The organism is Bradyrhizobium sp. WSM2793, assembly GCF_000379585.1.
Lineage (GTDB): Bacteria > Pseudomonadota > Alphaproteobacteria > Rhizobiales > Xanthobacteraceae > Bradyrhizobium.
In genome coordinates, this window is the sequence record NZ_KB902768.1 from 92,383 (window position 1) to 112,700 (window position 20,318).

Here is a 20,318-nt window from a genome sequence, read left to right on the forward strand (position 1 = left end):
GCAGAGCATTTTTAGCGACGTGTTCATCTCTTTGAGGCTCCGTACTCGTACGGAGTCGTAGTTAACATCTGCGCAGGTGCTCTGGTGTTGGATGTTGGTGCCGCTCCATTTGGTTGATTCGTAAAACTTCCGGACGCGCACCGCGCCAGCACAAAGAGACCCGATTATGCTTGCCACCATTTCCATCCGCGCCAAGATCATCAGTGTCGTGGCGTTCCTGCTTGTCGCAATGGCCGGCATGGGTCTCCTGGCCGTCATGAAAATGCGGTCGATGAACGCCAACACCACCGACATCACCACGAACTGGATGCCCAGTGTGCGGGTGCTCGGCGAACTTCGGGCGAGCGTCATTACCTATCGCAACGTGGTCCGCCAGCACATGCTGTCTGAAACGCTGGACGAGAAGCTCGCCAACGAGAAGACGGGTGTGACGGTGATCGAGGCGCTCGCCAAGATCCGCAGCCGGTACGAGGCAATGATCACCTCGCCGGAGGAGCGGGCGCTCTACAACCAGTGGTCAAAACTCTGGGACGACTACAAGAACGGCACCGAGGAGGTGATGGCGCTCTCGCGCAAGGAGGCCGGCAAGGTCCCGCACGAAGCGCAGGAGCTGAATACCAAGACCGTCAACAAGATCGGTCTTGCGTCGGATGAGGTCCTGATGAAGGACATCGAGCTCAACACCAAGGGCGGCGATCAGGCGGCACAGGATGCTGCAGACAGTTATTCTTATGCTTTCATGCTGGTCTCGATCATTCTCGGCGCCGCCGTCATCATCGGCATCGGCGTCGGCTTCTATCTCGTCCAGGACGTCTCGAAGGGCATCAACTCGATCATCGAGCCGATGCAGGCGCTGGGCAGGGGCGACCTGTCCGCCGAGGTCCCGCACCGGGGCGATAAGACCGAGATCGGCGCCATGGCTGACGTGCTCCAGATCTTCAAGGAGGCGCTGATCGCCAAGAAGGCCGCCGACGAGGCAGCGGCCGCGGATGCCGAAGCCAAGATCGAGCGTGGCCGCCGCGTCGACAACATCACCCGCGAATTCGAAACCATGATCGGCGAGATCGTCCAGACCGTGTCGTCGGCCTCGACCCAGTTAGAGGCCTCCGCCTCGACGCTGACTTCGACCGCCGACCGTTCGCAGCGGCTGGCGACCACCGTCGCCGGCGCTTCGGAGGAAGCCTCGACCAACGTGCAGTCGGTGGCCTCGGCGACCGAGGAGATGGCTTCGTCGGTCGGCGAGATCAGCCGTCAGGTGCAGGAATCGGCGCGGATGGCGGGCGACGCCGTCGGTCAGGCCCGTGCCACCACCGAGCGCGTCAGCGAGTTGTCCAAGGCGGCGTCCCGCATCGGCGATGTGGTCGAGCTGATCAACACCATCGCCGGCCAGACCAACCTGCTGGCGCTGAACGCCACCATCGAAGCCGCACGTGCCGGCGAGGCCGGCCGCGGTTTCGCCGTGGTGGCCTCCGAGGTGAAGGCGCTCGCCGAGCAGACCGCCAAGGCGACCGGCGAGATCGGTCAGCAGATCTCCGGCATCCAGGCGGCGACCAACGACTCGGTCGGCGCCATCAAGGAAATCTCCTCGACCATCGAGCGCCTCTCGGAGATCTCGTCGGCGATTGCAGCGGCGGTGGAAGAGCAGGGCGCAGCGACGCAGGAGATCGCCCGCAATGTGCAGCAGGCCGCGCAGGGCACCCAGCAGGTCTCCTCCAACATCACCGACGTGCAGCGCGGCGCGACCGAGACCGGCACGGCCTCCTCGCAGGTGCTGTCGGCGGCGCAAATGCTGTCGAACGATTCGGGGCGGCTGAAGAATGAGGTCAGCAAGTTCCTGACCAACGTCCGCGCGGCGTAAGTTCTCGCACACAGCTATCCCTCCAGGAACGAGCGGCGCCAAAAGCGCCGCTCGTTTTCTTTTTCTGCCGGTAGCATGATCTCGCCTAAAGGTAGCATCATGGGGAAGCACCCGTAGGCGCACGGGGTTCCCCTTTCATGGTTGGTTAAATTCGCTTTATGAGAATAACGCAAAGACGACTCGAACAGCGGCCGTCCGAATTGGAATGAACAAATAATCAATTCATTTGGGGCTCCGATGCGCAAGAATTTTCCCGTCACCGATGTCGAATATCCGGTCAGCGACGAGACGCTGATCGTTTCGCGCACCGATCTCAAGGGCAAGCTCAGCTACTTCAACGAGGACTTCATCGCGGCCGCCGGCTTCACATCGGCCGAGCTAATGGGCCAGCCGCACAATATCGTACGCCACCCCGACATGCCGCCGGAGGCGTTCGACAATCTCTGGGACACGCTGAAGGCCGGCAAGCCGTGGCTTGGCGCGGTGAAGAACCGCCGCAAGAACGGCGACTTCTACTGGGTGCTGGCCACTGCCTCGCCGATCCGGGAGAACGGCCAGGTCAAGGGTTACACCTCGATCCGCACAAAACTGCCGGCCGATCAGCGCAAGCTCGCCGAGGAGGTCTATGCCGCGATCCGCGAGAAGAAGGCGCATGGTTATCGCGTCGACGCCGGCATCATCCGCCGCCGCTCGTGGCTCGACCGCTTCAGCGTCTTCACCGGCACGCTGAGGGCGCGCCTCGTCACGACGATGGCGCTCCAGACGTTGTTCATGCTCGCGCTCGGCATCGGCGGCGCGCTCGCCTCCGGCGGTTCGGCCAGCCTGATGCTGTCCGCGCTGGCCGTCGTTGGCGCCCTCGTCGTCGGTTTCGCGGGACTTGCAACCATGCGCGCGATCCAGGGGCCGATGCAGCAGCTCAACGGCACTCTGGTCAACCTCGTGCAGGACAAGCTCGACAACCGCATCGTGATCGAGCGCGACGACGAGATCGGCGAGGCGCTGCGCAATCTTCAGACCGTGCAGACCATCATCCGCTTCAGCCGCGACGAGGTGCAGGCGGTGCAGCGCCGTGCCGAGACCCAGCGCAAGGCCGACATGACCAAGCTCGCCGACGGCTTCGAGGCCGCGATCGGCGAGATCGTCGAGACCGTGTCGTCGGCCGCAACCGAGCTCGAGGCGTCCGCCTCGACGCTGTCCTCGACCGCGGGCCGCGCGCAGGAGTTGGCGACAGTGGTCGCATCCGGCTCGGAAGCCGCCTCCAGCAACGTTCATTCGGTCGCCTCGGCCGCCGAGGAGATGTCGTCCTCGGTGCGCGAGATCGGCCGCCAGGTGCAGGACTCCTCCCGGATCGCGAGCGAGGCGGTCAGTCAGGCGCATGCCACCACCGAACGTGTCAGCGAATTGTCGCGGGCCGCATCGCGGATCGGGGACGTCGTCGAGCTCATCAATGCGATCGCCGGCCAGACCAATCTGCTGGCGCTCAATGCCACGATCGAGGCGGCGCGGGCCGGCGAGGCGGGTCGCGGCTTCGCCGTTGTGGCCTCCGAGGTCAAGGCGCTCGCCGAGCAGACGGCCAAGGCCACCGGCGAGATCGGCCAGCAGGTCGGCGGCATTCAGGCGGCGACGCAGGATTCGGTTAGTGCCATCGGCGAGATCAGCGGCACCATCGCGCGCCTGTCGGAGATTGCTGCAGCGATCGCCGCGGCCGTGGAGCAACAGGGCGCGGCCACACAGGAGATTGCCCGCAACGTTCAGCAGGCCGCCCAGCGCACCCAGCAGGTCTCGTCCAATGTCGGCGACGTCCAGCGCGGCGCCTCCGAAACCGGCTCGGCATCCTCGCAAGTGCTGTCGGCGGCGCAGATGCTGTCCCGCGATTCCAACCGTCTCAAGCTTGAGGTCGGCAAGTTCCTGAACTCCGTCCGCGCCGCCTGAGACAGGCCGCCGCATAGCTGCGATGTCGATTTCGCAGTGCGGTAGCAGGGAAGTGAATGCAGGATAGTTCTGGTTATTAGCGTTTCCGGCGGTGCTCGGGTAAAGGGGAATAGGGATCGCCGTGGGGGCAGATTCCGTATCCTCGCTTGACCCGGATTTGCCTGGCGCATGATTGCTCTGGTCCGTATTGCCCTGAGCCGGCCCTATACGTTCGTCGTGCTGGCACTCCTGCTGCTGATCATCGGACCGCTCGCGGCGCTGCGGACCCCGACCGACATCTTTCCGGACATCCGCATTCCCGTGATCGGCGTGGTCTGGCAGTACACCGGCCTGCCGCCCGACCGGATGTCCGGCCGCATCACGACGCCGTTCCAGCGTGCGCTGACGACCACGGTCAACGACATCGAGCACATCACCGCCAATTCCTATAACGGCTTTGGTATCATCAAGATCTTCTTCCAGCCGAACGTCGACATCCGTACCGCCAACGCGCAGGTCACCGCGATCTCGCAGACGCTGATCAAGCAGATGCCACCAGGCGCGACGCCGCCCTTGATCCTGAACTACTCGGCCTCCACCGTCCCGATCATCCAGGTGGCGCTGTCGGGCGATGGCCTGACCGAGCAGAACCTCGCCGACATCGGCATCAATCAGCTCCGCACGCCGCTGGTCACCGTGCCCGGCGCGGCGATCCCGTACCCGTTCGGCGGCAAGCAGCGCCAGATCCAGATCGACCTCGATCCCACCGCGCTGCAGGCCCGCGGCCTGTCCGGCCAGGACGTCGCCAATGCGCTCGCCGCGCAGAACCTGATCACGCCGGTCGGCACCCAGAAGATCGGCCAGTTCGAGTACAACATCCAGCTCAACAACTCGCCGCTCAGGATCGACGAGCTCGGTAACCTTCCGATCAAGACGGTGAACGGCGCGATGGTCTATGTGCGCGACGTCGCCACCGTGCGCGACGGCAACCCGCCCCAGACCAACATCGTCCATGTCGACGGCAACCGCTCGGTGCTGATGATGGTGCTGAAGGCGGGCGCGACCTCGACGCTCGATATCATCGCCGGCATCAAGCAGAAGGTGATCGAGGTCAAGGACCAGCTCCCGGACGCGCTCAAGATCGGCTTCATCGGCGACCAGTCGGTGTTCGTGCGCGGCGCGATTCAAGGCGTCGCGGTCGAGGGCGTGATCGCGGCGCTGCTCACCAGCGTCATGATCCTGTTGTTCCTCGGCAGCTGGCGCTCGACCATCATCATCGCGGTGTCGATTCCGCTGTCGGTGCTGGGCGCCATCATCATGCTGTCGGCGATCGGCGAGACGCTCAACATCATGACACTCGGCGGCCTTGCGCTCGCAGTCGGCATCCTCGTCGACGACGCCACCGTCACGATCGAGAACATCAATTACCATCTGGAGCAGGGCAAGCCGGTCGAGCAGTCGATCCTCGACGGCGCCAACCAGATCGTGACGCCGGCCTTCGTGTCGCTGCTCTGCATCTGCATCGTGTTCGTGCCGATGTTCTTCCTCTCGGGCGTCGCGCGCTTCCTGTTCGTGCCGATGGCGGAAGCCGTGATGTTCGCGATGATCTGGTCGTTCATCCTGTCGCGCACGCTGGTGCCGACCATGGCGAACTATTTGTTGCAGGCGCATGTCCATCATGAAGGCGGGCCGCCGAAATCGCGCAATCCGCTCGTCTGGTTCCAGCGTGGCTTCGAGGCACGGTTCGAGCGCATCCGCGGCGGTTACCATGGCTTCCTCGGGCTGGCGTTGGCGCACCGCGCGGTGTTCGTGATCGGCTTCCTCTGTGTCGTCGGCGCCTCCTTCGCGCTGGTGCCGTTCCTCGGCCGCAATTTCTTTCCCGCGGTCGACGCCGGCAACATCCTGATGCATGTCCGCACCCAGGTCGGCACTCGTGTCGAGGAGACCGCCAACCAGCTCGCCGACGTGCAGAAGGCGGTCCGCAAGCTGATCCCCGGCGAGATCGAGACCATGACCGACAACATCGGCATGCCGATCTCCGGCATCAACATGACCTACAACAACACCGGCGTGATCGGCCCGCAGGACGGCGACATCCAGATCAAGCTAAAGGAGGGCCACAAGCCGACCGAAGAACACGTACGCATGCTGCGCGAGCAATTGCCGCGGCTGTTCCCCGGAGTCAGCTTCGCGTTCCTCCCCGCAGACATCGTCAGCCAGATCCTGAACTTCGGCGCGCCGGCGCCGATCGACCTGCAGATCCGCGGCGCCAATCTCAGTGCCAATTTCGCTTACGCCAACAATCTGCTGGCCAGGGTCCGCAGGATCCCCGGCGTTGCAGATGCGCGGATCCAGCAATCGCCGAACGCTCCGACCTTCAACATCGATGTCGACCGCACCCGCGCGCAATATGTCGGCCTGACCGAGCGCGACGTCACCAACAGCCTCGTGGTCAATCTCGCCGGCTCCTCGCAGGTGGCCCCGACCTACTATCTCAACCCCGAGAACGGCGTGTCCTACTCGATCGTGATGCAGACGCCGCAGTACCAGATCGATTCGCTGAGCGCGCTGCAGACGCTGCCGATCACCGCGGCCGGCAACGCGCAGTCGCCAATCCTCGGCGGCATCGCCGACATCAAGCGTTCGAGCTCGAGCGCGGTTGTCTCGCAATACGACATCCAGTCGATGGTGCAGATCTTTGCGACGACCTCGGGCCGCGATCTCGGCGCGGTCTCCGCCGATATCCGCAAGGTGATTGCCGAGACCGCCAAGGAGGTGCCGAAGGGTTCCTCCGTGGTGCTGCTCGGACAGGTGCAGACCATGAACAGCGCCTTCACCGGCCTGTTGTTCGGCCTGCTCAGCGCCGTCGTGCTGATCTATTTCCTGATCGTGGTGAACTTCCAGTCCTGGTCCGATCCGTTCGTGATCATCACGGCGCTGCCGGCCGCGCTCGCCGGCATCGTCTGGATGCTGTTCGCGACGGGGACCACGCTGTCGGTCCCCGCGCTCACCGGCGCCATCATGTGCATGGGCGTTGCGACCGCCAACAGCGTGCTGGTGATCTCCTTCGCACGCGAGCGCTACGAGGAGCTTGGCGATCCCGTCGCCGCGGCGCTCGAAGCCGGCTTCGTCCGGTTCCGCCCGGTGCTGATGACCGCGCTTGCCATGATCATCGGCATGGCGCCGATGGCGCTGGGTCTGGGCGAGGGCGGCGAGCAGAATGCGCCGCTCGGCCGCGCCGTGATCGGCGGCCTGATCTTTGCAACCTTCGCCACGCTGATGTTCGTTCCCGTGGTGTTCAGTATGGTCCACAAAAAGCAAGGCGCCAAAGCCGCCGCCCCATTGGAGACCCCGCATGTCGCCCACTGACCCCCGCTCCCCGGTCTCGCACCGGAAACTGGGCATCTTCGGCGTGGTGGCGCTGATCGCGGCCGGCCTCGTCGTCGGCACCGGCATCCGCGCGCGCGAGGAGCAGGGCTCCAGGCTAAAGGAATGGACCGACGATCAGGCCGTTCCCAGCGTCGCGGTGGCGCAGCCCAGCGCCAAGGCGCTCAACGCCACCATCGATCTGCCGGGCCGGCTGGAAGCCTATTATCGCGCGCCGATCTTCGCGCGCGTGTCGGGCTATCTGAAGAGCTGGAGCGCCGATATCGGCGCCCGCGTCAAGGCCGGGCAGGTGATCGCCGAGATCGAGGCGCCGGACCTCGATCAGCAACTGCTTCAGGCTAGAGCCGACCTCGCCAGCCAGCAGGCCAGCGCCAGGCTGTCGGAAGCCACGCTGAATCGGCGCAAGACGCTGGTCGCCTCCAACTTCGTCTCGGCGCAGGAGATCGACGAGCGCACCGCCGATCTCTCCAACAAGAATGCCGCGGTCAATTCGGGCAAGGCCAATGTCGAGCGGCTGGAAGCGTTGGCCGGCTACAAGAAGATCACCGCGCCGTTCGACGGCGTCGTCACCGCGCGCGACACCGATGTCGGCGCGTTGATCAATGCCGGCGGCGGCTCGGGCCCGGCGATGTTCGTGATCTCCGACATCACCAAGCTGCGCGTCTATGTCAACGTGCCCCAGAATTACGTGCCGGCGATCAAGATCGGCGCCAAGGCGACGATCACGCTGCCTGAGTATCCGAACCGGACTTTCCAGGCGACGGTGGAGGCGTCCTCGCAGGCCGTCGACGTCGCCTCCGGCACCACGCGCATGCAGCTCGGGCTCGACAATTCCTCAGGCGAGCTGATGCCCGGCGGCTATGCCAGCGTCAAGCTCAACCTCCAGCGCGATTCCGCGCCGCTCAGCATCCCCGCCAGCGCGCTGATCTTCAACAGCAGTGGCCTGCGCGTTGCCACCGTCGGTGCGGACGACAAGGTGCTGTTCAAGCCCGTGACCATCGCCCGCGATCTCGGCCGCGAGATCGAGCTGGCCTCGGGGATCACCGCGGACGACCGCGTCATCACGGCACCGCCGGACGGGTTGTCGGACGGCGATGCAGTGCGTGTCGTCGGTGCGGGTGCGAAGGGCAAGCCGACGACCGCGTCGGAGAAGCAGGCGCCGAAGGGGTAGGGCGGTCTCGTGCCCCGGACGCAGCTCTCGTAGGGTGGGCAAAGGCGCTCTTACGCCGTGCCCACCAATCTTTCCTGATCACATGAAGACGGTGGGCACGCTCCGCTTTGCCCACCCTACGAAACCTTCCACTCCGGCACGCCATCCGCCGCCATTGCGATCTCGCCGAGCGAGCCAACCGGCGTGCGGTCCATGTTGAGTAGATGCGCCAGCGTGGCGCTATCGCCCGCCGGAATCCGCGCCAGCGTGCGCCTGTCATCTTCCGTCCGCAGCATCACCACGCCATGCTCGACTTCGCCGCCGCGGCCGTAGAGCACCGTAAAGCTCTCGACCTTGCCCTTGCCGCTTGCCTCAGTCACGAACCCCGGCACCGCGCGCTTGTTGCGGTCGGCCTCGCCCTGCACACTCGTCTCCTGCGCCAACGCCTCGCGCGGCCCCGCCTTCGCCACCACCAGCGCGTGATGCTTGGTAACGAAGCCGCCCTGGCCGTAGAGCAGGCCAAGTTTTGCGCCCTCGCGCACACGCCGCACCATCGCGCAGGCCGCATGCGTCATGTAGGTGTTGAGCGGGGCGCCGAAGAAGGTGAGGCCGCCGGTCACGGTCGGTTGCACGTCGGCGCCAAGGCCGAGCGTTCGCCGCGCCATCTTGGGCACGCAGGGGAAGCAGCTATAGAGCTCGATGGCGTCGAAGTTTTTGCCGTTGCCGCCGGCAAGGTCCATCACCGCTTTCAGCACCGCGTTCTGCGGATGGCTCTCGTAGAACTGGTCGCGCAACAGATAGTCGCGTGGCTCCTCCGCCGAGGCGCCGCCGAGCGGATAGACCAGTCTGTCTTCCGCGATGCCGAGCGCACGCGCCTTGGCGAGGCTGGTGAGCAGCAGCGCACCGCCCATGTTGACGCTGGGGTTGGCGACCATCAGCTTGTTGTAGGGCCAGGCGATCAGCCGGTTGTCCGCGGTCGGCGTCGTGATCTCCTCGGGCGCATAACGCCGCTTCAGCCAGGCATTGGGATTTTGCGCGGCGGCTTCCGAATAGCGCGACCACAGCGTGCCGGATTCCGCCATCGCCTCGCGCGGCGTCTGGTCCCAATGCGCGGCTGAGGCGGCCTCGTAGAACGGATAGACGGTGACGGGACGAAACACGCCGAGCTTCACCGCCAACGGCTTCTGGAATGCCGCGCCGCGCTTGGGCTCCTCGACATCATGGGCAAACGGTGTCCACGGCAGCTTTGCCCCAGTGCGTTCCGCCTTGGTCGCGGTCGATTGCGCTTCCGCGCCGCACACCGCCGCCACGCTGCATTCGCCGCGTGCGATGCGCTTGGCGGCTTCGTGGATGTAGCGGATCGGGCTTTCGCCGCCGACCGGGCCGTAATAGCAATGCGCGGGCGTGATGCCGAGGCGCTGCGCCAACAGCTGCTCCGGATCGCGGTAGCGCCAGCTCAGGAAGTTGACGACGTCGAGCGACTGCACCTCGCCGAGCAACTTTGCGCCGGCATCTGTTTCCGCGCGCCGCAGTGCCTGCTCCAGCAGGTCGAGCGGCTCAAGGCCGTCAGTGATGTCTTTCGGGCGATCGACAATCTCGCCGATGCCGACGATGACGGGGATGCGGTCTTCGGAGGTAGGGGAATTGGTCATTTCTTCTTGCTTCACGTTTCAGATTCTTGGCACGCCGTCGCCCTTCGAGGCTCGCTGCGCGGCGCTTCGCACCACGCGGCTCGCACCTCAGGGTGACGGCTACGGAGGAAGCGTCATCCCCGCGCAATGGCGAAGCCATTGTCGCTGGAGGTGCGAGGCCGGCGGCGCAACGCGCCGTCAGTGGAGCCTCGAAGGATGGGCCACGGGCGCGATGCCGGCCACCGGCAATCACTCCGCCACCAGCGCATTCATGTGCTCGACGGCTTCGGCGAAATCTTCCTTGAACTCCTGCACCACCGCGCCCGCCGACTTCACGCTGTCGATGAGCCCGACACCCTGGCCGACGAAATAGCTGACGAGATCGCGCGCCTTGGCGTTGCCGCTCGCCGCCGCGCGGTCGATCGAATTGAAGGCATCGCGGCTGACGATGCTCTGCAGCGGCATCGGCAGTGCGCCGGGGCTGTCCGGCGCGCGGTCCCAGGCATCGGTCCAGACCGAGCGGAGCTGCCGCGCCGGCTTGCCGGTGCGGCCTTTCGAGCGGACTGCATCACGGGAAGAGGCCGCGATCATCTTCTCGCGAAAGATCTCCGTGGTCTCGGCTTCCACCGTCGCGAGCCACACCGAGCCGGTCCAGGCGCCGGCCGCGCCCATCGCCATGCACGCCGCCATCTGCCGTCCCGTCATGATGCCGCCGGCCGCCAGCACCGGCACGTCGCGGATGGGCTTGATCGCCTTGATCACCTCGGGCACCAGCACCATGGTCGAGACCTCGCCGCAATGCCCGCCAGCCTCGGTGCCCTGCACGACGAGGATGTCGACGCCGGCCGCGACCTGGCGCAGCGCGTGCTCCTTGGCGCCGACCAGCGCTGCGACCGGCACGCCGTGTTTCTTGCCCATCTCGATCATCGCCTTCGGCGGCACGCCCAGCGCATTGGCAATCAGGCGGATCGGATGATTGAAGGACACCTCGAGCAATTGCAGCGCCGTCTTTCCGTCGAACGGCTGCGGCTGATCGGCTGCGACCTCGGTGGTCGTCAGCTCGATGTCGTATTTCTTCAGGAGCTCGCGCGTGTAGGCGCGGTGCTCCTGCGGCACCCGCGCTTCCAGGCTCTTCCAGGTGACGTCCTTCTCGCCCGAGGTCGAGATGTTTTCGGGGATCAGCACGTCGATGCCGTAGGGCTTGCCGTCGACGTGATCGTCGATCCATTTCAGCTCGCGTTCGAGCGTATCGGGCGTGTGCACGGTGGCACCAAGCACGCCGAAGCCGCCGGCGCGGCTGACGGCGGCGACGACGTCGCGGCAATGGCTGAAGGCCAGCAGCGGGAACTCGATGCCCAGCATGTCGCAGATCGGCGATTTCATGGCTCTCTCTCCCGGCGGTCTTCGCGTTCTCGTTGCTTTCGCGCGCGAAGCAAGGTGACGCTAGCCGATCGTCACTGGCGATGACAGGCCGGATTCGGCGAGGCATCTTGTGTGTAGGCGTCGCGCTCTACCCGAAGGCCGCTGCGTCCCAGTTGACGCCCGTCATTCCGAGCTCGCCCTGCGGGCGGCCGGAGGAGCCTGCCATGACGAAACGGTGAGATGCCCCGCCCGGCAATGCAACTCGGAGGGCTTGTCATCGGCCATTCGCGGGCTAATTAATGCAGGCGCATCTTTCCGCCGGAGCTCCTCGCATGACCGATACCCCCGCCTACGTGCCGCCCAAAGTCTGGACCTGGAACAAGGAAAATGGCGGCCAGTTCGCCAGCATCAACCGCCCGATCGCCGGTCCGACCCACGACAAGGAGCTGCCGGTAGGCAAGCATCCCTTCCAGCTCTATTCGCTGGCGACGCCGAACGGGGTGAAGGTCACGGTGATGCTGGAGGAGCTTCTGGCGCTCGGCCACAAGGGGGCCGAATACGACGCCTGGCTGATCAGAATTGGCAACGGCGACCAGTTCGGCAGCGGCTTCGTCGACATCAACCCGAACTCCAAGATCCCCGCGCTGATGGACCGCTCCGGTCCGGAGCCGATCCGGGTGTTCGAGTCCGGCTCGATCCTGCTTTATCTCGCCGAGAAGTTCGGCGCCTTCCTGCCGAAGGACATCAAGAGCCGCACCGAGGCGATGTCCTGGCTGTTCTGGCAGATGGGCAGCGCGCCCTATCTCGGCGGCGGCTTTGGCCATTTCTACGCCTATGCGCCGTTCAAGATCGAATACGCCATCGACCGTTTCGCGATGGAGACCAAGCGCCAGCTCGACGTGCTCGACCGGCGTCTTGCCGACAACGAATATCTTGCGGGCAAGGAGTATACCATCGCCGACATGGCAGTGTGGCCCTGGTACGGCGCGCTCGCCAAGGGGCTGGTCTATGGCGCCGGCGAATTCCTCTCGGTGCAGGACTACAAGAACGTGCAGCGCTGGACCGACCAGATCGCGCAGCGCCCCGCCGTGAAACGCGGCCGCATGGTCAACCGCGTCTCCGGCGATCCCGCCAGCCAGCTGCACGAGCGGCACGATGCGAGCGATTTCGAGACGAAGACGCAGGACAAGGTCGAAGCGGCGACGTAGGTCTCGTAGGGCGGATTAGCCGAAGGCGTAATCCGCCATCTCGCAAGAAAGACGGCGGATTACGCTTCGCTAATCCGCCCTACGATCTTCGTAGGGTGGGCAAAGCGAAAGCGTGCCCACCACCTCACGCGTAGGCCACAATGGTGGGCACGGCGCGCGAAGTGCGCGCCTTTGCCCACCCTACGGCTCTTCCCGAGCGGGAAGAGGAGAGACCTTTAAGCCATGCTCAGCTCATGCCGACCGACCACCATCCAGTGCACCTCGTCCGGGCCATCCGCAAAGCGCAGATGGCGCACGTCCTGATACATCTCGGCGAGCGGGGTCCAGTGCGAGATGCCGGTAGCGCCGTGCATCTGGATCGCCTGGTCGATGATCTTGCAGGCGCGCTCGGGCACCATGGCCTTGACCATGGAGACCCAGACGCGGGCCTCCTTGTTGCCGAGCACGTCCATCGCCTTGGCAGCCTTCAGCACCATCAGCCGCATCGCCTCGATCCCGCAGCGCGCCTGGGCGATGATCTGCATGTTGCCGCCGAGATGGGCGATCTTCTTGCCGAAGGCTTCGCGGGTGAGGCCACGCTGCACCATGAGATCGAGCGCCTTCTCGGCCTTGCCGATGGTGCGCATGCAGTGATGGATGCGGCCCGGTCCGAGGCGGAGCTGCGAGATCTCGAAGCCGCGGCCTTCGCCGAGCAGCATGTTCTCCTTCGGCACCCGCACATTGTTGAAGCGCATGTGCATGTGGCCGCGCGGGGCGTGGTCCTGGCCGAACACATACATGGGCCCGAGCACCTCGACGCCGGGCGTGTCGCGCGGCACCAGGATCTGCGACTGCTGCTTGCTCGGCGCCGCGTCCGGATTGGTCTTCACCATCACGATCAGGATCTTGCAGCGGGGATCGCCGACGCCGGAGATGTAGTACTTCTCGCCGTTGATCACCCATTCGTCGCCGACGAGCTTTGCCGTCGTCGAGATGTTCTTGGCATCGGAGGAGGCGACGTTCGGCTCGGTCATGACATAGGCCGAGCGGATCTCGCCGTTGAGCAGCGGCTTCAGCCACTTCTCCTTCTGCTCCTTGGTGCCGACGCGCTCCAGCACCTCCATGTTGCCGGTGTCCGGCGCCGAGCAGTTCATGCTCTCGGACGCCAGCGGGCTCTTGCCGAGCTCGGAGGCGATATAGGCGTAGTCGAGATTCTTCAGGCCCTGGCCGGTCTCGTCGTCGGGCAGGAAGAAGTTCCAGAGGCCCTCCTGTTTGGCCTTGTTCTTGGCCTTCTCCAGCACCTCGAGCTGCTTCGGCGTGAAGCTCCAGCGGTCCGCCTTGCCTTCGCCGGCCTTGGCGAACTCGATCGACATCGGCTCGACGGTGTCGCGGATGAACTTCTTGACGTGATCGTAGAGCGGCCGGACCTGGTCCGACATCCGGAGGTCGTTGAGCTCGTCGCCGGGATTGAGGGTGTAGTTGGTGGTGCGGGGAATGTAGGTGTGTTTTGTCATTGTTCCTCCCGGGGACGCTGAGATCGTTCTGGGCGCAAGAATAGTCGCAGCGCGGCCAAAGTGCGAGCGCGCATTTTTCACGCGCAGCCATGCCACGCGATGGAATATCGCGAGGGCGTTTAAAATGTTGTTTGAATGGGGTGGAGTGAGGCGGCAGGCGCGAGCCTCACTCTCCGCCGTCATCGCCCGACTTGATCGGGCGATCCAGTATCCCAGAGGCGGCAGTGATTGAATCGAGAAGCCGCGGCGTACTGGATTCCCCGCTTTCGCGGGGAATGACAGCGCCGGTTACGTCAGCTCGGCATCCGATGCATCGCGCAGATCTTGTTGCCGTCGAGGTCGCGCAAATAGGCGAGATACAGTTTGCCGCCCGGGCCCTGGCGGATGCCCGGCGGATCCTCAATCGATTTTGCGCCGGCTGCGACGCCAGCCGCGTGCCACGCATCGACCTGCTCAGGCGAATTGCAGGCAAAGCCGATCGTGCCGCCATTCGCGCAAGTCGCCGGCTCGCCGTTGATCGGCTTCGACACCGAGAACACGCCGGTCTTGGTGATGTAGAAGATGCGGTGGCCGTCGACCCTGGCCGGCCGCACTTCGAGCGTGCTCAGCAGGTCGTCGTAGAACGACTTGGCCTTGTCGAGGTCGTTGGTGCCGATCATGATGTGTGAGAACATTTGCCCATTCCCTCAATGTTGTAGCCCGGATGGAGCGCAGCGAAATCCGGGTCTTGCTTGCTTTTGGCTGTCCCGGATTGCGCTGCGCTCCATCCGGGCTACGAAAATCAAAACGCGGTATAGCCGCCGTCGATCACGAACGTATCGGCCGTATGATACGACGACGCCTTGCTCATCAGATACACCGCGATGCCGCCGAAATCGGATGCCTCGCCGAAGCGGCGCACCGGAATGCGGGGCATGACGTTGGCGACGAATTTTTCGTTGGCCATGAGACCGGACGTCATGTCGCTCTTGATCCAGCCCGGCAGGATCGCGTTGGCGGTGACGCCGTGGCGGGCGAGCTCGACGCCGAGCGCGCGCACCAGTGCGTTGATCGCGGCCTTGGTTGCGGCATAATGCTCGTTGCGCGCGGTGCCGAAGATCGAGGCGAGGCTCGAGGTCGCGACCAGCCGGCCGAAGGGATCGCCGGCATTGGCGCGGTCGGTCATGTGTCTCGCCGCGGCCTGGAACGCGTGGAACACGCCGTCGAGATTGGTCGCAAACTCGTGCGCCATTCTTCCTCGGTGCGCTCGATGAAGGAACGCCGGCCACCGCCGCCGATGCCGGCATTGGCGAAGCAGCCGTCGACCCGGCCGAAAATCTCGAGCGTCGCCTTCATCGCCGCATTGACCGAATCCGGATCGGTGACGTCGCAGACGCGGGCATCGACCTTGCCTGATAGCCCCGCCATGCTCGCGGCAGCAGCCTTGTTCTTGTCGGCATTGCGGCCCCAGATCGAGACGTTGCAGCCCTGGCTGGCGAGCGCCTGCGCGATGCCGAGGCCGATGCCGCCATTGCCGCCGGTGATCACGGCGACGCGGCCGGAGAGGTCGAAAAGGTTCATGGCGCGTTTCCTGTTTTTGGGTATGCGGCGCATCAGCCGCTGCGCGCAAGATTGCTTGCTATGCTCTGATCACCATGGACAAGACCGCGCCAAAAATCAAATATGCGCCCCGGCAAAAGTAATTCCGGTCTGCGAAACTGACGCAGGCTGCAACTGACGAGGAAACCATGCAGTTCAAACACGTCACGCTCGATTTCGATGGCTCGGTCGCGATCCTCAGGCTCGACCATCAGGAGGTGATGAACGCGGTCTCCGTGGACATGCTGGGTGGTCTCGCCGAGGCGCTCGATGCAATTGAGGAGAAGAAGGACGAGGTGCGCTGCGTGGTGCTGACCGGCGCGGGCCGGGCGTTCTGCACCGGCGCCAATCTGCAAGGGCGCAACAACCAGTCGAAGAAGACCAAGGCCGGCCTGACGCTGGAGACCGGCTTTCACCCGTTCCTGCGCCGCATTCGCAATCTGCATTGCCCGATCGTGACCGCGGTCAACGGCCCGGCGGCGGGCGCCGGCATGAGCTTCGCGCTGCTCGGCGACATGATTTTATGCGCGCGTTCGTCCTACTTCCTGCAGGCTTTCCGCCGCATCGGCCTCGTGCCGGATTGCGGCTCGACCTGGCTGTTGCCGCGCCTCGTCGGCCGCGCGCGCTCGATCGAATTGTCGTTGATGGGCGAGCGGCTGCCGGCGGAGAAGGCGCTGGAATGGGGCCTCGTCAACCGCGTCTATGACGACGGCGTGCTGATGGAGGAGGCCATGAAGCTCGCGCGCGATCTTGCCAGCGGCCCGACGGTGGCGCTGTCGCTGATCCGCAAGCTCTATTGGGACAGCCCCGAAAACTCCTTCGAGGATCAGCTCAATCTCGAATTCCAGTGCCAGCTTCGGGCCGGCGACACCCAGGATTTCCGCGAGGGCGTCGGCGCGTTCCTGGAGAAGCGTCCCGCGCAGTTCAAAGGCAAATGATCGAAGCCGAGCTTTCACGCAGCGTCCGGCGCTGGTGCAAGGGCGCGACCGGCATCACCGGCGCGGCCAGATTGTCGGGCGGCGCCAGTCAGGAAACCTGGCGCTTCGACATCACGCATCCCGATGGCGGGATCGGCGCGATCCTGCGCCGCTCGCCGAAGGGTTATGGCGCAGCGCCGACGCGCGCGGCGGGTCTTGCGGCTGAAGCGCAGCTGATGCAGCTCGCTTATGAGGCCGGCGTGCCGTCGCCGCGCGTGATGCATGTGCTCGTGCCGGAGGATGATCTCGGCACCGGCTTCATCATGCAAAGGGTCGAGGGCGAGACCATCGCGCGCAAGATTCTTCGCGATGACGAATATGCGGCGGCGCGGCCGCATCTGGCGCGGCAGATCGGCGGCATTCTTGCTGGCCTTCATAGGCTGCCAAAGGACAAGCTGCCCGAGCTTCGCAGCAGGTCGGCGACGCAGGAGATTTCCGAGTTCCAGCGCGATTATCGCAGCCTGAACTGGCCCAAGCCGGTGTTCGAGCTGGCGCTGCGCTGGCTGCGCGACAACGATCCGGGTCCGTCGGCTGAGGAGACGCTGGTGCACGGCGATTTCCGCAACGGCAATCTCATCATCGGCCGCAATGGCGTGCGCGCGGTGCTCGACTGGGAGCTCGCCCATCTCGGCGATCCCATGGAGGATCTCGGCTGGGTCTGCGTCAACTCCTGGCGTTTCGGCGAGATCGACAAGCCCGTCGGCGGCTTTGGCTCGCGCGAGGAGCTGTTCGCGGGCTATGAGGCTGCGGGCCGCCAAGTCGATCCCGCGCGCGTGAAATTCTGGGAAGTGATGGGCACGCTGCGCTGGGGCATCATGTGCGGCGGCATGATGCAGCGCTTTCGCGAGGGGCCTGACCATTCCATGGAACGCGCCATGATCGGCCGCCGCGCGAGCGAAACCGAGATCGATCTGTTGCGGCTCTTGGCGCCGCGCGGGAGCTGACGCATGCAGGACGAACCAACCCCGATCGAGCTGACCAAGTCAGTCGCCGATTTCTTGCGCAACGACATCACCCCGCTGATCTCCGGCCACCAGGCCTTCAAGCTGCGCGTCGCCATCAACATCCTCGATCTCGTGACGCGCCAGCTGACGCGGGAAGAGGGGAGTGATGCTGCGGAGGTCGAGCGCCTGCGCGCGCTGCTCGGCACGGATGGATCGGTGGCGGAACTCAACCACACGCTCGCCGAGCGCATCGCCAACGGCGAGGTTGGCCTCGCAACGCCGGGCCTCGCCGAGCATCTGTGGGCGACCACCATGGACAAGCTCGCCGTCGATCAGCCGAACTACGCGTCGTACAAGCGGGAGCTGGGGCGAGGCGGGTAGGCAGCGCCACATTCTCCGCTGTCATCGCCCGGCTNGNNNGGGCGATCCAGTATTCCAGAGACGGCAGCGATATACTGAGAGGCCGCGGCGTACTGGATGCCCCGGTCAAGCCGGGGCATGACGGCGGTTATGTTGGCGAAATCCGTTGTCGTGACGGGAGGGACGGTCCTACTTCCCCACCCATTTCGGCGGCCGCTTCTCCGAGAACGCCTTCGGGCCCTCGATGTAATCCTGCGAGGCCACCATCGCCTTCACCGCCGGATACTCCCGCTGCTCCTCGATCGCCTGCTCCAGCGAGACGCCGAGTCCCTTCTGGATCGCCTGCTTGGAGGCGCGGATCGACATGGGCGAGTTCTTGGTGATCATGTCCGCCCAGCGCAGCGCGCCCGACAGCGCCTCGCCCTGCGGCACCACCTCGTTGACGAAGCCGAGCTCAAAACCTTCCTTGGCGCTGACATGGCGTGCGGTGAGGATCATGCCCATGGCGCGCTTCAGCCCGATCTGCCGCGGCAGCCGGTGCAGGCCGCCGGCGAGCGCGGCAAGGCCGACGCGCGGCTCGGGCAGGGCGAAGGTCGCGTTCTCCGAGGCAATGATGAGGTCGCACGCCAGCGCGATCTCGAAGCCGCCGCCCATCGCGACGCCGTTCACCGCGGCGATGATCGGCTTGTCGCAGTCGACGCGCGCGGTGAGGCCGGCAAAGCCGCCCTTGTCCCAGCCGCGCTTGCCGCCGGCCGCCTGCCACTTCAGATCGTTGCCGGCGCAGAACGCCTTGTCGCCGGCGCCGGTGACGATCGCGACCCACTGCTCGGCATCCGCGGAGAAATCGTCGAACACCTTCTGCAGCTCGAAATGCGCATCGGTGTGCAGCGCGTTGTAGACCTCGGGACGCGACAGCGTGACGATCGTGATCGGCCCCTTGCGTTCCACCTTTGAGAATTTCAGCTCCATCGCGCGCTCCCGCATTTTCTTCCGAAGGAATATTGCCGGCATATTACCGCGCGTGGACGCTGGGGCACCATCGAATTGCGCTGGTGCGCCTTGCGCGCGTCACACGCCTCGCTTTGCTTGACTTGCACGCGCTCTTCTCAGCTTAATCGCACGAAGCGGAAATGCGCCTAGCGCCTTAACGCAAAACGATAAAATCAATCCGGGAGAGAACCTGTGGATTTCTCATTGCCAGCCGATCTCGTCGCCTATCTCGGAGAGCTCGATCGTTTCATCGAACACGAGATCAAGCCGCTGGAAGAGGCCGACGACAACATTCGCTTCTTCGATCATCGCCGCGAATGGGCGCGCACCGATTTCGAGAATGGCGGCCTGCCGCGGCATGAATGGGAGGCTCTGCTGCGCAAGGCCAAGGATCTCGCCGACGCGGCCGGTCACCTCCGCTTTCCAGTGCCGAAGCAATATGGCGGCAAGGATGGCTCCAATCTCTGGATGGCGGTGATCCGCGAGCATTTTGCCGCAAAAGGTCTCGGCCTGCACAACGATCTGCAGAACGAGCATTCCATCGTCGGCAACTTCCCCGTCGTCACCATGCTCGATCGCTATGGCCGCGACGATCAGAAGGCGATGATCGACGGCTCGATCAGGGGCAAGTACCGCATCACCTTCGGCCTCACCGAGCCGCATCACGGCTCCGACGCCACCCACATGGAGACGCGCGCGGTGCCCGCCACCCGCGACAACGTCAAGGGCTGGATCATCAACGGCGAGAAGATGTGGACCACAGGCATGCACGTCGCGACGCATTGTGCGCTGTTTGCGCGCACTGGCGGCAATGACGGCGACGCCCGCGGCATCACCTGCTTCCTGGTGCCGGCCAAGAGCCCTGGCGTCAAGGTCGAGGAATATATGTGGACCTTCAACATGCCGACCGACCACCCCCGCGTCAGCTTTACCGACGTGTTCGTGCCTGAGGATGCGCTGTTCGGCGAGGTCGGCCGCGGCCTGTCGCTGGCGCAGTGTTTCGTGCATCAGAACCGTATCCGCCAAGCTGCGAGCTCGCTCGGCGCGGCCGTCTATTGCATCAACGAGAGTGTGAAATACGCGCGCGAGCGCAAGCCGTTCGGACGGGCGCTCGCCGAGAACCAGGCGATCCAGTTCCCGGTGGTCGAGCTTGCGACGCAGGCCGAAATGCTGCGCCTTCTGATCCGCAAGACCGCCTGGGAGATGGATCAGCTCACCGAGGAGCAGATCGAGCGCACGCTCTCGGATCGCGTCTCGATGTGCAACTACTGGGCAAACCGCCTCGCTTGCGAATCCGCCGACCGCGCCATGCAGGTCCATGGCGGCATGGGCTACTCACGCCACAAGCCGTTCGAGCACATCTACCGCCATCACCGCAGGTATCGTATCACGGAGGGCAGCGAAGAGATCCAGATGCGCAAGGTGGCAGGATTCCTGTTCGGCTATATGGGGCCGGGGAAGCACTGAGG

14 protein-coding genes and 1 pseudogene are annotated in these 20,318 nt (G+C 64.9%); 9 read left to right on the top strand and 6 right to left on the bottom strand.

What is annotated here, in order from left to right:
* Positions 1-166 precede the first annotated feature (166 nt).
* From A3AS_RS0100430 to A3AS_RS0100445, 4 genes are all read left to right on the top strand, one after another.
* Positions 167-1,858, top strand: a complete 1,692-nt coding sequence (locus tag A3AS_RS0100430) for a methyl-accepting chemotaxis protein (RefSeq protein ID WP_018315627.1) — start codon at positions 167-169, stop codon at positions 1,856-1,858.
* A 237-nt stretch (positions 1,859-2,095) separates the two neighbouring features.
* On the top strand, positions 2,096-3,790 hold the full coding sequence (locus A3AS_RS0100435; RefSeq protein ID WP_018315628.1) for a methyl-accepting chemotaxis protein: 1,695 nt from the start codon (positions 2,096-2,098) through the stop codon (positions 3,788-3,790).
* Positions 3,791-3,958: 168 nt separating this feature from the next.
* Positions 3,959-7,138, top strand: coding sequence for an efflux RND transporter permease subunit (locus tag A3AS_RS0100440; protein ID WP_018315629.1), 3,180 nt, complete (start codon positions 3,959-3,961; stop codon positions 7,136-7,138).
* Positions 7,125-8,327, top strand: coding sequence for an efflux RND transporter periplasmic adaptor subunit (locus tag A3AS_RS0100445; RefSeq protein WP_018315630.1), 1,203 nt, complete (start codon positions 7,125-7,127; stop codon positions 8,325-8,327). The genes A3AS_RS0100440 and A3AS_RS0100445 overlap by 14 nt, the downstream gene beginning before the upstream one ends.
* 116 nt (positions 8,328-8,443) lie before the next feature.
* Here the strand turns inward: A3AS_RS0100445 and A3AS_RS0100450 are convergent, their stop codons facing one another.
* The gene (locus tag A3AS_RS0100450) at positions 8,444-9,958 is read right to left on the bottom strand and encodes an acetyl-CoA acetyltransferase (protein WP_018315631.1); all 1,515 of its coding nucleotides are present in this window, start codon (positions 9,956-9,958) and stop codon (positions 8,444-8,446) included.
* A 228-nt stretch (positions 9,959-10,186) separates the two neighbouring features.
* Positions 10,187-11,320 (bottom strand): nitronate monooxygenase, encoded by a 1,134-nt coding sequence (locus tag A3AS_RS0100455; RefSeq protein ID WP_018315632.1) that lies wholly within the window; start codon positions 11,318-11,320, stop codon positions 10,187-10,189.
* Positions 11,321-11,631: 311 nt separating this feature from the next.
* Here A3AS_RS0100455 and yghU point away from each other — a divergent pair, with 311 nt between their 5' ends.
* Positions 11,632-12,507: a glutathione-dependent disulfide-bond oxidoreductase gene (gene yghU / locus A3AS_RS0100460; RefSeq protein ID WP_018315633.1), complete on the top strand. Its 876-nt coding sequence runs from the start codon at positions 11,632-11,634 to the stop codon at positions 12,505-12,507.
* Positions 12,508-12,722: 215 nt separating this feature from the next.
* On the opposite strand, the gene A3AS_RS0100465 is transcribed toward yghU, so the two are convergent.
* The 3 genes and pseudogenes from A3AS_RS0100465 to A3AS_RS0100475 form a co-directional block, all read right to left on the bottom strand.
* Entirely contained in the window at positions 12,723-14,000 is a 1,278-nt protein-coding gene (locus A3AS_RS0100465) for an acyl-CoA dehydrogenase family protein (protein ID WP_018315634.1), read from the bottom strand.
* A 293-nt stretch (positions 14,001-14,293) separates the two neighbouring features.
* Complete coding sequence (locus tag A3AS_RS0100470) at positions 14,294-14,674, bottom strand: VOC family protein (protein WP_018315635.1); 381 nt, start codon at positions 14,672-14,674, stop codon at positions 14,294-14,296.
* Between the two features lie 107 nt (positions 14,675-14,781).
* Positions 14,782-15,560 (bottom strand): annotated as a pseudogene (locus A3AS_RS0100475) (SDR family NAD(P)-dependent oxidoreductase).
* A gap of 167 nt (positions 15,561-15,727) precedes the next feature.
* Here A3AS_RS0100475 and A3AS_RS0100480 point away from each other — a divergent pair.
* The 3 genes from A3AS_RS0100480 to A3AS_RS0100490 are packed head-to-tail and all read left to right on the top strand — an operon-like array spanning position 15,728 to position 17,880.
* Positions 15,728-16,516: an enoyl-CoA hydratase/isomerase gene (locus tag A3AS_RS0100480; RefSeq protein WP_018315636.1), complete on the top strand. Its 789-nt coding sequence runs from the start codon at positions 15,728-15,730 to the stop codon at positions 16,514-16,516.
* Positions 16,513-17,499, top strand: coding sequence for a phosphotransferase family protein (locus A3AS_RS0100485; RefSeq protein WP_018315637.1), 987 nt, complete (start codon positions 16,513-16,515; stop codon positions 17,497-17,499). The genes A3AS_RS0100480 and A3AS_RS0100485 overlap by 4 nt, the downstream gene beginning before the upstream one ends.
* Before the next feature lie 3 nt (positions 17,500-17,502).
* A complete protein-coding gene (locus A3AS_RS0100490; RefSeq protein WP_018315638.1) occupies positions 17,503-17,880 on the top strand; it encodes a DUF6285 domain-containing protein in 378 nt (125 codons plus the stop codon).
* A gap of 168 nt (positions 17,881-18,048) precedes the next feature.
* On the opposite strand, the gene A3AS_RS0100495 is transcribed toward A3AS_RS0100490, so the two are convergent.
* On the bottom strand, positions 18,049-18,828 hold the full coding sequence (locus A3AS_RS0100495; protein WP_026201531.1) for an enoyl-CoA hydratase-related protein: 780 nt from the start codon (positions 18,826-18,828) through the stop codon (positions 18,049-18,051).
* Positions 18,829-19,041: 213 nt separating this feature from the next.
* Here A3AS_RS0100495 and A3AS_RS0100500 point away from each other — a divergent pair, with 213 nt between their 5' ends.
* Positions 19,042-20,316, top strand: a complete 1,275-nt coding sequence (locus A3AS_RS0100500) for an acyl-CoA dehydrogenase family protein (RefSeq protein ID WP_018315640.1) — start codon at positions 19,042-19,044, stop codon at positions 20,314-20,316.
* Positions 20,317-20,318: the final 2 nt, after the last annotated feature.

Coding starts and splice junctions, on each gene's coding strand:
- A3AS_RS0100430 (WP_018315627.1), top strand. CDS start 167: ATGCTTGCCACCATTTCCATCCGCGCCAAGATCATCAGTGTCGTGGCG.
- A3AS_RS0100435 (WP_018315628.1), top strand. CDS start 2,096: ATGCGCAAGAATTTTCCCGTCACCGATGTCGAATATCCGGTCAGCGAC.
- A3AS_RS0100440 (WP_018315629.1), top strand. CDS start 3,959: ATGATTGCTCTGGTCCGTATTGCCCTGAGCCGGCCCTATACGTTCGTC.
- A3AS_RS0100445 (WP_018315630.1), top strand. CDS start 7,125: ATGTCGCCCACTGACCCCCGCTCCCCGGTCTCGCACCGGAAACTGGGC.
- A3AS_RS0100450 (WP_018315631.1), bottom strand. CDS start 9,958: ATGACCAATTCCCCTACCTCCGAAGACCGCATCCCCGTCATCGTCGGC.
- A3AS_RS0100455 (WP_018315632.1), bottom strand. CDS start 11,320: ATGAAATCGCCGATCTGCGACATGCTGGGCATCGAGTTCCCGCTGCTG.
- yghU (WP_018315633.1), top strand. CDS start 11,632: ATGACCGATACCCCCGCCTACGTGCCGCCCAAAGTCTGGACCTGGAAC.
- A3AS_RS0100465 (WP_018315634.1), bottom strand. CDS start 14,000: ATGACAAAACACACCTACATTCCCCGCACCACCAACTACACCCTCAAT.
- A3AS_RS0100470 (WP_018315635.1), bottom strand. CDS start 14,674: ATGTTCTCACACATCATGATCGGCACCAACGACCTCGACAAGGCCAAG.
- A3AS_RS0100480 (WP_018315636.1), top strand. CDS start 15,728: ATGCAGTTCAAACACGTCACGCTCGATTTCGATGGCTCGGTCGCGATC.
- A3AS_RS0100485 (WP_018315637.1), top strand. CDS start 16,513: ATGATCGAAGCCGAGCTTTCACGCAGCGTCCGGCGCTGGTGCAAGGGC.
- A3AS_RS0100490 (WP_018315638.1), top strand. CDS start 17,503: ATGCAGGACGAACCAACCCCGATCGAGCTGACCAAGTCAGTCGCCGAT.
- A3AS_RS0100495 (WP_026201531.1), bottom strand. CDS start 18,828: ATGGAGCTGAAATTCTCAAAGGTGGAACGCAAGGGGCCGATCACGATC.